10 protein-coding genes and 1 pseudogene are annotated in these 12,622 nt (G+C 66.7%); 7 read left to right on the top strand and 4 right to left on the bottom strand.

Annotation, left to right across the window (positions count from 1 at the left end; genetic code table 11):
* Positions 1–568: AMP-binding protein (locus tag IU459_RS29850; protein ID WP_195132925.1), on the bottom strand; the 568-nt coding region annotated here is incomplete at its 3' end.
* Positions 569–1,058: 490 nt separating this feature from the next.
* Here IU459_RS29850 and IU459_RS29845 point away from each other — a divergent pair.
* The 4 genes from IU459_RS29845 to IU459_RS29830 all read left to right on the top strand — a co-directional run bounded on the left by IU459_RS29845 (position 1,059) and on the right by IU459_RS29830 (position 5,963).
* Positions 1,059–2,696 (top strand): FAD-binding oxidoreductase, encoded by a 1,638-nt coding sequence (locus IU459_RS29845; RefSeq protein ID WP_195132924.1) that lies wholly within the window; start codon positions 1,059–1,061, stop codon positions 2,694–2,696.
* A 120-nt stretch (positions 2,697–2,816) separates the two neighbouring features.
* Positions 2,817–3,404: a TetR/AcrR family transcriptional regulator gene (locus IU459_RS29840; RefSeq protein WP_195132923.1), complete on the top strand. Its 588-nt coding sequence runs from the start codon at positions 2,817–2,819 to the stop codon at positions 3,402–3,404.
* A 115-nt stretch (positions 3,405–3,519) separates the two neighbouring features.
* Positions 3,520–4,575 carry a medium chain dehydrogenase/reductase family protein gene (locus tag IU459_RS29835; RefSeq protein WP_195132922.1) on the top strand — a complete coding sequence of 352 codons (1,056 nt, stop codon included), beginning with the start codon at positions 3,520–3,522 and terminating at the stop codon, positions 4,573–4,575.
* Positions 4,576–4,625: 50 nt separating this feature from the next.
* On the top strand, positions 4,626–5,963 hold the full coding sequence (locus tag IU459_RS29830; RefSeq protein WP_195132921.1) for a carotenoid oxygenase family protein: 1,338 nt from the start codon (positions 4,626–4,628) through the stop codon (positions 5,961–5,963).
* 19 nt (positions 5,964–5,982) lie between these two features.
* Here the strand turns inward: IU459_RS29830 and IU459_RS29825 are convergent, their stop codons facing one another.
* Complete coding sequence (locus tag IU459_RS29825) at positions 5,983–6,948, bottom strand: TIGR03557 family F420-dependent LLM class oxidoreductase (RefSeq protein WP_195132920.1); 966 nt, start codon at positions 6,946–6,948, stop codon at positions 5,983–5,985.
* Between the two features lie 511 nt (positions 6,949–7,459).
* Here IU459_RS29825 and IU459_RS29820 point away from each other — a divergent pair.
* From IU459_RS29820 to IU459_RS29810, 3 genes are all read left to right on the top strand, one after another.
* A complete protein-coding gene (locus IU459_RS29820) occupies positions 7,460–7,990 on the top strand; it encodes a hypothetical protein (protein ID WP_195132919.1) in 531 nt (176 codons plus the stop codon).
* 58 nt (positions 7,991–8,048) lie between these two features.
* Positions 8,049–9,698: an enoyl-CoA hydratase-related protein gene (locus IU459_RS29815; RefSeq protein ID WP_195132918.1), complete on the top strand. Its 1,650-nt coding sequence runs from the start codon at positions 8,049–8,051 to the stop codon at positions 9,696–9,698.
* 65 nt (positions 9,699–9,763) lie between these two features.
* Positions 9,764–10,867: a CapA family protein gene (locus IU459_RS29810; RefSeq protein WP_195132917.1), complete on the top strand. Its 1,104-nt coding sequence runs from the start codon at positions 9,764–9,766 to the stop codon at positions 10,865–10,867.
* On the opposite strand, the pseudogene IU459_RS29805 reads toward IU459_RS29810, so the two are convergent.
* Positions 10,848–11,498: pseudogene (locus IU459_RS29805) on the bottom strand (dienelactone hydrolase family protein); the annotation flags it as partial. The gene IU459_RS29810 and the pseudogene IU459_RS29805 sit on opposite strands and share 20 nt — an antisense overlap.
* Positions 11,499–11,587: 89 nt before the next feature.
* Positions 11,588–12,340: a hypothetical protein gene (locus IU459_RS29800; RefSeq protein ID WP_195132915.1), complete on the bottom strand. Its 753-nt coding sequence runs from the start codon at positions 12,338–12,340 to the stop codon at positions 11,588–11,590.
* Positions 12,341–12,622 lie beyond the last annotated feature (282 nt).

The following is a 12,622-nucleotide window of genomic DNA, read 5'->3' as shown; positions in this document are numbered from 1 at the left end:
TACCCGTCGACCCCGACGTATAGATCACATACGCCAAATGCTGCTCCGACAACGGACGCAGCCGATCCAGATACGACACCGAATGCGCCGCCTCCACAGCGATCTTCTCCCGATGCACCGGCACATCCAGCTCGATCCACTCGATACCGGGGCTCGGCAGCCCTACCCGATGGGCCGAGACGGTCACACCGAGCACGGCACCGGAGTCGGAGAGCATGTGCGCAATGCGATCGACCGGGTACGCGGGGTCGACGGGCACGTAGGCGGCCCCTGTCTTCGCGACCGCCCACATCGCCAGCACCGACTCGACCGAACGGGTGATCGCCACCGCGACGAAGTCCCCCGGACCCACGCCGTACCCGATCAGGTAACGGGCCAGCCGCGACGACATCGCGTCCAGCTCCCGATAGGTCAGCTCACGCTGGTCAGCCGGATCGCCGGTGGGATTGTACCGGAGCGCGGTGGAATCGAACGCTGTGTCGACCGCGGCGGTGAGCAGCTGGGGGAACAGGAGATTGCGTGCTCGTGAATGATGGGCGCGACGTGCGGAACGACGTGACGGGGTCATACGGTGGCGAGTTCACTCTCTGGTCGATCAGTGTCCGCTCTGGCTATGGAGCCAGAAGCAGTGCCTCAAATGCGTGAACCATGACCCGAGCGTGCAGAACGGACCTTAGCGAACGCCGATCGAATCGGCGCGGCGAGGTTGGGAAAGCTCATAGGAGTACCCCGGCCGGTGTTGTGCGATGACATCGTGTGATGCGGAGAACATCTGGATAAGAGGGTTTTCAACTGAGCAGCCGAATGTGACCAATATCACTCCATCTGAATCAGGCTATTACGGTCCGCAGGTACTCGCCCGCACCGTCGAGCCGCCATCGCGCCGCGGTCCGGCAGCGCTGAATTGTCCAGTGCGACAGCGGGGAGAGCGAGGCGCTCGCTAGCGTCGCAGGCCCCATCCTGAGGTAGCGCCCATGCGCCTCAGCTGAGTTCCACTCGCTCCAGAAGTAGAAGTCGCCCCGGAACCACGGCCCGGAACGTAATTTACGTTCGGGTCGATGTCAGCGCAGCGGGTCGAAGGAGTGGCCGTGACGAGGTCGTGGTGGGGATGGGGAAACGTCGAGGACGCGGTCACCGGCGCCGAACGAGCGGCGCTGACGAAGCGCGTCGCGGCCGTGCTGCCCGGGGCCGACCTCGCGGTACACGAGGCGCCCGATCCGGTGTCGTTGGACGTGCCCGCCCCCCGCGTCCAGCCGCCGGGTTCGCTGGCGCATCTGGCGTCGGAAGAACTCCGTGATCGCGTCTCGCACGGGCACGGGCAGGCGTTCCGCGACGTAGTCCGTAATCTGCTCGGCCTGGTCGATCACGTCCCCGATCAAGTGGTGCGGCCGAGGACCGAGCAGGATGTGGTCGACATTTTGGACTGGTGCGCGAGCGCGGGCGTCGCGGCGGTGCCGTTCGGCGGTGGAACGTCGGTGGTGGGTGGTGTAGAACCGCGGTGCACCGGCGACTTCGCCGGCACCATCGCATTGGATCTCGGCCGATTGGGGCGAATACTCGAGCTCGATCGCACCAGCCGCGCGGCCCGGATCCAAGCGGGCATACTCGGTCCAGCGCTGGAAGCCGCACTGCGCCCCGATGGCTTGACCCTGCGGCACTTTCCGCAGTCGTTCGAGTTCTCCACGCTCGGCGGCTGGCTGGCCACCCGGGCGGGCGGTCATTACGCGACCGTCTATACCCACATCGACGACATGGTCGAGTCGATGCGAGTGGTGACACCGATCGGGATCAGCGAATCGCGCCGGGTGCCCGCTTCGGGCGCGGGCCCCTCGCCGGACCGCATGTTCCTCGGGTCCGAGGGCATCCTCGGAGTGATCACCGAGGCCTGGATGCGACTACAGGATCGTCCGCGCTGGCGTGCCGGAGCCTCGGTGGTGTTCGACGATTACGGAAACGCCGTCGCCGCGACGAGGGCGATCGCCCAGGCCGGGCTGTATCCGGCGAATTGTCGCCTGCTCGATCCGGTCGAGGCGTTCATCAATGCCGGAACCAGCGCCGCAGGGGGTGTCCTGGTTCTCGGATTCGAGTCCGCCGACCATCCGGTGGACGAACCGATGCGGCGTGCGGTGCAACTCTGCCGCGACCATGGCGGCACGACGCCTGATGGCGTCCGCACCACCGATTCGGCGGAAGACACAGCGCGCCCGGGCGCAGTGGACTCCTGGCGCTCGTCGTTCCTGCGGATGCCGTATCAGCGCGATGCGCTCGCCGCCCAGTCGATGATCGTCGAAACATTCGAAACCGCGTGCACCTGGGATCGCTTCGAGGCCCTGCGGGAGACGGTGCTCGCCGCGGCGACCGCCGCGTTCCGCTCCGTCGGCGTGACCGGCGTGGTCACCTGCCGGTTCACGCACGTCTACCCGGACGGGCCCGCGCCCTACTTCGGCGTCTACGCCGGTGGCCGTTGGGGCCGGACCGTCGAGCAGTGGGACGAGATCAAGAACGCGGTATCGGAGGCGCTGGAGACCTCCGGCGCCACCATTACGCACCACCACGCCGTCGGCCGCGACCACCGCCCTTGGTACGACCGCCAGCGACCCGATCCCTTCGCCGCCGCTCTGCGCGCGGCCAAATCGGCGCTCGACCCGGCGGGCATTCTCAATCCCGGTGTCCTGATCGACCCGACGGTGCGATGACGTCACCAGTGGTTCCAATGCACTACCTCGTCGCGGGAAAGTGCTGGTCGCCCGCTGACGCGGTGACCGTGATCCGGATCTGGATTGCCTGCGCGTCAGAGTGAGTGTACAGTCACTCACATGACCAAGCGCCGAGCCACGCTCTCTACATCGGATGCCCGCCGCGAGGCTGTCGTCGACGCGGCGATCGCGGAGTTCGCCGAATCCGGATACCACGGGACGCCGATCAACACCGTGGCCTCGGCGGCGGGCATTTCCCCCGCGTACGTATTCAAGCTTTTCCCCAGCAAGGTCGAGCTGTTCGTGGCCGCGCTGGATCGCTGCTACGAACTGGTCGAGCAATCGTTGGCAACCGGCGCCGCGCGCGTACCGGGCGGCGATCCGGAGAAGGTTCTGCATGAGATGGGTGGCGCGTATGCCGAGCTGATCGCGGACAAGAGCCTGCTCATGCTGCAGGTTCACGCGCAGTCGGCCGCCGACATCCCGGAAATCGCCGACGCTGTGCGCCGTGGTCTGCAACGGGTGACCGACTACACGAAGACCCGTTCGGACGCGACCGATGATCAGGTGCAGCGGTTCATGGCCTATGGGCAGCTGTGCCATCTGATCACCACGCTCGGGCTCGACGACAACGAGGGCAACTGGGCATCGATCCTCACCGCCGGCATTCGGCACCCCAATGCTCGCGGCGCTGACGAAGGGATGTGACGCGAACGCCAGCTGGTCGAACCATGCCCTGACCCCCATTCGATACTTCTCAGCCCCCAAGGGGCATTTTCTTCAGTCACAGAGTGATTGATCAGTCACACACTAGGAGTTGCTCATGTCCGACACCACCGCCACGACGCCGATCACCGCCGTAGTAGTCGTGCTGCCCGGGCGGGTAGAGCCGCACGGATTGACGATCAGCCGGCGCGAATTGCCGCCGCCACGGCCCGGCCAAGCGCTGGTACGCGTCGAAGCCACCGGGGTCTCGTTCGCCGAGCAGCAGATGCGGCGCGGCAAGTACTACGACCAGCCGCCGTTTCCGTTCACCCCTGGCTACGACGTGGTCGGCGAAGTGACAGCCGTCGGCGCCGACGGCGACGCGGCACTGCTCGGACAGCGGGTCGCGGCGCTGACGAAGGTCGGCGGCTGGAGCAGCCACCTCGTGCTGGAGACCGCCGACCTGGTCCCGGTGCCCACCGGCCTGACGGCCGCGGAAGCGGAGACATTCGTGGTCAATGGCATCACCGCGTGGCAGATGCTGCACCGGATCGCGAAAGCCCATGCGGGGCAGACGATCCTGGTACACGGGGCGAACGGCGGTGTCGGATCGACACTCGTGCAGTTGGCCCGTGTCGCAGGCATCCGGGTGATCGGGACTGCTTCGCCCCGTAATGCCGCGGCGGTACAGGCGCTCGGCGCGATCCCGGTCGACTACCGCGGCGATGTGCCGCGGCAGGTGCGGGCACTGGCCCCCGGCGGCGTGGACGCGGTATTCGACCACCTGGGAGGCCGCAGCATCGTGGACTCGTTCGGCCTGCTCACGACCGGCGGAACCCTCGTCGCCTACGGAAGCGCGTCGACGAAGGACGAAGACGGAAACTCCCGGCTCCCGGTGCTGAAGCTGTTCGCACAGTTGATGTGGTGGAACATGCTGCCCAACAAGCGTTCCGCCCACTTCTACAACATCTGGTCCGGCAAGCGCCGTCGCGCTCGGTTCCGCAGCCGCCTCGCCGAAGACCTCGAAGCCGTCCTCGACCTGGCCGCACGCGGCGAATTGCGCGCCCAGATCGCCGCACGCTTCCCGCTTACCGACGCAAGCCGGGCTCTCGCCCTCGCGGAATCACGCACGGTAACCGGCAAGGTCGTCATCGTCCCCGAACAACTGCCGTGACCCGCGGCCGCTCCGTCCCGCTCCACATCCCGAATCCACAGGAGGCCGCCATGCCCGACCAGCCCTACCTCACCGCACACTACGAACCCGTCCCGGACGAGATCACCGCACACGACCTGACCGTGCGGGGTGCGATCCCTCCCGAGCTGAACGGCCGCTACTTCCGCAACGGCCACAACCCGAAACCCGGTGATGTGCCGACGCATTGGTTCAAGGGAGCGGGCATGATCCACGGCCTCAGGTTGCGTGCCGGTCGAGCCGAGTGGTACCGCAACCGATGGGTGCGGACTCCCGCCCTCGACGGAGCGCCACTGCTCCGCGCGGACGGCAGCGTCGATCTGGCCGCCAGCGTGGCGGGCACGCACATCATCGAGCACGCCGGACGGATCCTCGCCCTGCAAGAGGCCAATCTGCCGTTCGAGTTGACTCCTGAACTGGAAACGCTGGGGGCCTACGACTTCGGCGGCAAGCTCACCACCGCCATGACCGCGCACCCCAAGGAGGATCCGGTCACCGGGCAGCTGCACTTCTTCGCCTACTCCCCTGTGCCGCCGCACTTGATCTACTACGCCGCCTCCGCGGAAGGCATCATCACTCATCAGCGGGTCGTCGAGGGAGCTGGGCCGTCGTTGATGCACGACTTCGCCATCACCGAGCACTATCTGGTATGGCTGGACATGTCGGTGGTTTTCGATCCCGCCGAGAGCTCGGGCATTCCTTACCGTTGGAGCGACAGCTACCAGCCTCGCATAGGCATCCTGCCGCGGTCCGGGAACGGAGCGGTGACCTGGTACGACGTGGAACCCGGTGCCCTGCTGCATGTCTCGAACGCCCACGAGGACGCGGCGGGCCGCGTCGTGGTGGAAGGACCGCGCTTCGACCGCTCGGCCTGGGAGACATCGTGGAAGTGGTGGATCGGCGCACCAGGGCACCCGATCTCCCCGAACGGCGGTGCCCTGCAACACCGCTACGTGCTCGAACCCGGAGCACCCCGGGCCTACGAGGAAGTGCTGGACACCTTGATCACGGACTTCCCCACGATCAATGACGCCTACGCCGGCCGTCGCAACCGCTACAGCTACGCCGTCGCGTTCCCCGGCTCGGGGTTCGACGGCATCGGAATCCTCAAGTACGACAACGACACCGGCGAGCGGTTCCTCGCGCCGACCGGGCCCGGCCGGGTGCCCGGCGAAGCCGTCTTCGTGCCCAGTGCGCAGGCCACCGGCGAGGACGACGGCTACTTGCTCACCATCGTCGGCGATTCCGCCACGGGGACCTCGGAACTACTGATCCTCGACGCCCACGACTTCACCGCTCCTGCCATCGCGGCTGTCGAGTTGCCCCGCCGAGTACCTGGTGGAATCCACGGATCCTGGATCCAGGACTGATCTCATCCTGGCCCTGCGCTCAGGCCGGGTTCAACGCGCGGAGGGGTCCGTCGAGTTCGCGGCGGTAGAAGTCCAGGAAGCCGTCGGGGTCGGGGCCCGCGTTCTGCATGACGAGATGATCGAAGCCCGCGTCGGCGTACTGCTTCGCGGCGTCCAGATAGGGCGCGGGCTCGGGGCCGCAGGCGAAGTTGTCGACGATGTCCTCCAGGCGGACCGTGGTGGTGGCGGCGGCGAAGTTGACCGGGTTGGGCAGTTCGCTCATCACCTTCCAGCCGGTGACCGCCCACCGCGTCGTGTCCAGCACCGCCTTGGCGGCCGTCTCCTCGTCCGGAGCCCAGGCCATGCCGACCTCGGCGTAGCGCGGACCCGCACCGCCCGCGGCGCGGTAGCGCTCGACGAGGTCCGATCTCGGTTCGGTGGCGAACAGGCCGTCACCGAGCTCGGCGGCGATCCGGGCCGCCTCGGGCCCACCACCGGCGACGGCGATCGGCGGCGGATCGTCGGGCAGATCGAAAACCCGGGCCTCGGAGACGGTCAGGAATTCGCCATCATAGGAGTGATAGCCGCCCCGCCAGAGCAGCCGGATGATCTCGAGCGCCTCGCGGAGCATCCGCTGCCGGATGCGCACCGGGGGAAACTCACCGCCGACCACGTGTTCGTTGAGGCGTTCGCCCGAGCCCACCCCCAGGGTGAACCGGTTGCCGGACAGGATCGCGAGAGTGGCTGCCGCCTGGGCGATGATCGCGGGGTGGTACCGCAGAATCGGGCAGGTCACGCCGGTGGCCAAACCGATCCGCTCGGTCTTCGCGGCGATGGTGCCGAGCACGGTCCAGGCAAACGGTGAATGCCCCTGATTGTCCAGCCACGGATGGAAGTGATCGCTGATCTCGACGAAGTCGAATCCGACCTCCTCCGCCCGGATCGCCTGGCGGACAAGCTCGTTCGGACCGTATGCCTCGGCCGCCAGTTTGTATCCGATACGCATCGCCACCTCCTGTCGGCTGGGAGACGCCGGTCGCCTGCCAGGACCGGCTCTGAGCGGGCGTACCCGGCATCCGATACCGAAAACCGCGAATGCGAATCCCCGCCGCCCAGGGCGACGGCTCGGCGCGGATCGATACCGTGGCGGCCGTTTCTTCAGGATGCTCGAGTAGCGCATGGCGCCTGGTCGCACGCATCCGCACGCCGCGACGGGAAACCGCACGGCATCACGTTCAGCAACACTCGGGCTAGAGAGTCGCGTCACCGTCATGCCGGATTGACGCCGTCCGGGCGCGCGGAACAGACGCTGCGCAGGCCGCTCCGACTCAGCTGAAAAGCCGTCGACGACGTCGGGAAAGCACCCGCTCGCTGGGTGGACCGGCTCGGCTCGGAATGCCGGTAACCGGATACCATTCCGGCGCTGCCGGACCATCCGCAACGCGCGGCCACGACATCTGGCGAACTTTCAGCGTTTCGTTGTATGTCGCACGTGGGTAACAGCGTATCGTCGCGCTATGCCGACAACGACGTCGATCGACACCGGAGCCGAACATCTCGCTTGCTGGGTCACCGTCGTGGGGCAACGTCTACACCAGTTGCCGACAGCAAACCCGGACGTCCAGCTGGCCCACGCGATGAGCGGATTCCTCGCGATCGGGCGAGCGAGCATGGCTCTATTGACCACTTCCCTGAATCCGACCGATATCCGGGACCACGATCTCGTCTTCGAAATCACGGCCGACGCGGAGCGATGGCTCACCGACGCGGCCACGGAACCGGTCGTGAACCAGATCACCGACCGCGGCGAGCACATTCAGCGCTATCTGAGCCCCGCCGCGCTCGACACTGTGGCCAAGGCGCGGCTGCGGCACTGCGCACAGGCGACGGCGATCCATACCCGTGATTTGCTGATCGGCATCGACAACGACCCCACCGCGCCCGCCGATATCCGTGACCTCGCCCGCGATCTTGCCGCTCGCGCGAACGTCATCGCCACGGTTTATGCCGACGACCCCCAGCAGCTGCTCTCGATGTCCAGTCGTTGATCCACCCTGCCCGAGCCAGTTTTGGCTGGACACCGTGCGAATCCGCGGGGAACCGAACATGACACAGCGTGTGCTGATTCTCGCCAGTGCGAACAACAGTCTGACCCAACGAGCCACGCTCGCGGTGCGCCGATCCGGGCGCACCGCACGGATCGCGATCGTGCACTGCGAATCGGATATTCGCCGTGCGGTCGAAGCGAACCGCTTCGATATCGTTGTCTGCCCGTACCTGACGACGAAGATCCCTGCTGACATCCACCTACGGTGGACTTGCGTCGTCCTGCATCCCGGCCCGGTAGGCGATCGCGGTCCGCATGCACTGGACTGGGCGATCAGCGAACGCGAGCCGCTATGGGGCGTGACGGCGCTGACGGCGGTCGAAGAAATGGACGCGGGACCCGTATGGTCCACCCGGACCTTCGCGTTGCCGTGGCGACGCAAATCTGCCGTCTACAACACCGTCATCGCCGATGCCGCGATCGAATGCCTGCTCGAGGCGCTCGACAAGGCCGGCCGAGGCCTCTCCCCCACTCCGCAAACCGAGACGCCACAGCAGGTCGCGCACGCTCGGCCCAGGCCGGCCATGCGCCGCGGCGACCGGCGGATTCGCTGGAGCGACGACGCCACGACGATCCTGAGTCTCATCCATGCCAGCGACGGATCACCAGGCGCGCAGGCGACCATCGCCGACTTGCCGATGCTCGTCTACGACGCCGACCGTGGGCGGGACGATCCGCCTGCTCCGCCCGGCACCGCGCTCGGACGGCGAGAGGAAGCCATCGAGATCGCGTGCGGAGATGGCAGTATCTGGGTCGGCCGTCTCCGGTTCTCCGGCGGTGCCGATCCTTCGTGCAAGGGGCCGGCTATCCAGGTGCTGGCCAGGGCCGGGTTTCCGGTTCCGGCGTTGCCGGTCGTCGACGAGACTCGGAAATCGCGGGAAATCCGGTATCGACGCAAGGGCGAAATCGGGTTTCTCACCATCGACTTCTACAACGGTGCGATGGGACCTGGGCAATGCGGAAGGTTGCTCGCAGCGTTTGCCTACACAGCGGCGCAGGATACGAAGGTGCTCGTCCTCGAGAACGATGGTGCGTACTTCAGCAACGGCATCGACCTCAGTGCGGTGCATCTGTCCGAGGACCCCGAAGGAGAGGCCTGGCGGAACCTGTTGGCGATCAATAACGTGTGCCGGGCGATTCTGACGTGTTCCACGCAGGTCACGATCGCCGCCGTGACCGGAAACGCCGGCGCGGGTGGCGTCATGCTCGCCTTGGCCGCGGACCTCGTTGTCGCCGCCGATCGTGTGGTGTTCAACCCGCATTACCGGACTATCGGCCTGTCGGGGTCGGAGTTCCACACCTACAGCCTGCCGCGGCGGGTGGGAGGCGATACGGCACAGCGGCTGCTGCGCGAGTGCCGAGCTCTCGACGCGGCGGGCGCCGCCGATCTCGGACTGATCGATGCGGTGGCGCCGAGCGTCCGGTTCGACGGCTGGCTGGCGGAACTGGCCGACGAGTGCGCCCATCCGGCCCGGTGGGGGGCGATGATGGCTGCGAAGCAGTCGCGGACGTTCGATCTGAATGAGATCGAGGGCGCCGAGCTGCGACGAATGGCCCGGGACATCTTTCGTGACGAGAAGGAATTCCGCCGCAAGCGACGAGCATTCGTACTCGGGGATCTGCGGCACGCGTCCGTGGCCGGACTGTGAGCATCTCGCAAAGGCGAATCGGCCTGCGGCGAGCGCGTGGCCGGTAGAAGATCGACAATGGTGGTATGACGACGGTGCTGTTGGGCGGCGACGTCATGCTGGGCCGGGGTGTGGACCAGATTCTGCCGCATCCTGGCGAACCGGCACTGCGCGAACGGTGGGTCACCGATGCACGAACGTATGTCGAACTGGCCGAACGCGCGAATGGCGCGTTCGATTATCCCGTCGATTTCCGCCGCCCCTGGGGTGATGTCCTGTCGCTGCTGGCACAGGTCGAGCCGGAGGTACGGCTGATCAACCTGGAGACCTCCATCACCGCGGACGGCGCGTTCGCGCCGGGCAAAGGCGTCCACTACCGGATGCACCCGGACAATGTGCCGGTGTTGACCGCGATCGCGCCGGTCGTTTGCGCTCTGGCCAACAATCACGTCCTGGATTTCGGTATCCCGGGTCTGGCCGACACCCTCGAAGCACTCGACACCGCAGGCATCCGCCGTGCCGGGGCGGGTGCGGATCTGAACGAGGCGCATGCCCCCGCGATAGTGGAACTCGACGACGAACATCGGGTGGTGATCGTCTCGGTCGCCAGTGGATCGAGCGGCGTTCCGGAATCCTGGTCAGCGCGCGACGAACGGCCTGGGCTGTGGCGGGTCGGCGAATCACCGAGCGCTCGGGCCGCCGATGACGTAGCCGCGAAAGTATTGGCGCACAAGCGTGATCACGACATCACGATCGTCTCCGTCCATTGGGGACCGAATTGGGGTTACGGAGTGGCGCTGAGCGAAAAACAGTTCGCCCATCGGCTGATCGACGCCGGGGTCGACGTGGTACACGGACATTCCGCACACCATCCCCGGCCGATCGAGATCTATCGCGGCAAACCGATTCTGTACGGGTGCGGCGATGTCATCGACGACTACGAGGGCATCCGCGGCCACGAGCGGTACCGCACCGAACTGCATTTGCTGTACCTCGTGTCCAGCGATGCCGACGTGGTGGAAACGCGCATGATTCCGCTGCGCGAACGGCATATGCGTCTCGAGTGGGCCGCACGCGCCGAATCTCGCTGGCTGTGCGAGATGATGGAGCACATCAGCCACGGTTTCGGAACCCGCGTGGCGTCGCGACCCGATGACTTCCCGGTGGTGTTCAACGCCGCACGACGGTGAGATGGCGATGGAACCAGTCGCGGGCGAGATCCGCGACCTGTTCCAGCGCGCCGGGTTCCTCGAACAGATGTGTCGCGCCGGGCACCACGTCGACCTCGCTCGGGCACGGCATCCGCAGCCGGGCCGCCCGGTTGGCTTCCAGCACCCAGTGGTCGTTACCGCCGACGATGAGCAGCGTGGGCGCGCGGACCAGTGCCAGCCGCGGACCGGTCAGGTCGGGCCGACCGCCGCGGGAGACGATGGCGGCGATCTCGGTGCCGGGTTCGGTGGCCGCCCACAGCGCCGCACCGGCGCCGGTGCTCGCTCCGAAGTAGCCGGTGGGCAGTCCGGCCAGTTCCGGGCGCGTCCGCAGCCATCGGGTCACCTCGACCAGACGATGGGCGAGCAACTCGATGTCGAAAACACGCGAGCGGTCACCCTCCTCGCCAGGGGTCAGCAGGTCGACCAGCATTGTCGCGAACCCCGCCCGGTTCAGGACCTCGGCGACGAACCGATTTCTCGGACTGTGCCTGCCGCTACCGCTGCCGTGCGCGAAGGCGACCAGGCCGGTGCAGTCCTGCGGGACGGCCAGCACCCCCGCCAGCCGGATGGATTCCGGCGGCACGGTGACCTCTTCTGTCCGCGTCAAGGGATAGGGTGCCGAACTCATCGAACACCTCCTGGTATCCGGCGTACCCGATCAGGCCCGTGGTGCGCAAGAGGGTCGCCACCAACTGCTGGTCAATTGTCGGACTCGGCCTCCGAAGCACGTTCCGATGTGATCACCCGAACACGCATCGGCAGGCGGAAAAGACCCTTCGAACCGTTGCGGATCCACTGCGTGACTGCGGCGACGGCGGAGACGAGCGCGGCAAAGCCGGCGAGCAGCGCCCACTGGGTGAGAGTCGCGGAGGCGTAAGTGGCCTGTCCCATTCCGGGCACTGCGAGTTTGCCATTGCCAAAGGCCCAGTTCATGAACGATCCGATCTGACCGCCCAGATCGGTGGTGCGTGTGACCATCGCCCTCAACTGCGGGGCGTTGCTGTTGATGTGGAGCACGGTGATCAGCACGAACAACGCGGTGACCAGCGTGGACAACGTGGTCAGGCGGGCGAGCGCCTCGATCCGAAGCCGCAGATTGATCACCACCGCCAGGACGGTGACGGTGATGGCCGCGCTGGCCAGGATGGCCCAGATGCCCCTGATCTGCGCAGCGTGCGGTCTTTGTGATGACCAGATGTTCAGGTACACCGTGCTGATCTGCATCCGGCCGAAGGCATTGACGGAGACACTGCCGTCGGGACCCCGGACGGTCATCCACGCCTGGAACAGCAGTATGAACGTCAGCAGGTTGCCAACCGCCGCCGCGACATAGCCCCAGTACCCACGCAGCGCGACCTGATACGCCTTCGGCCCGGCGCCGCTCGCCGCTGGTTCGGGCATGCCGTTCCTGTCGTGGGTCTCGTTCGCCCGCCACGGAGTTGGCTGCACCATAACCTCAGTTTATGGGCTCCGCGCGATATCGGAGTTCGCCGGCAACTTACCTCCAGTGGGAAGCCTGCGCGTCGGGCAGGCCATCCGGAGCCCCGGCCCCAACAGGCCGCGCACAGGCCCGGTTCGCCGGAACTGGCGAGCGGAATCGGCCGGTTCAGCGCGCCGCGAGCCCCTCCACGGCCGGTCTCCAGGGCGGCGAACCTATGCCGAATCGGATGGTTCTCCCTGGGCCAGCGATCTTTATGCGTGACTCAGTCCATGCATTGCGGACGGTTTTTCCGC

The sequence above is a fragment of the Nocardia amamiensis genome (assembly GCF_015477605.1).
GTDB lineage: Bacteria > Actinomycetota > Actinomycetes > Mycobacteriales > Mycobacteriaceae > Nocardia > Nocardia amamiensis_A.
Note: the sequence above shows the minus strand (reverse complement) of the source record. Positions and strands in the feature narration are given on the sequence as shown.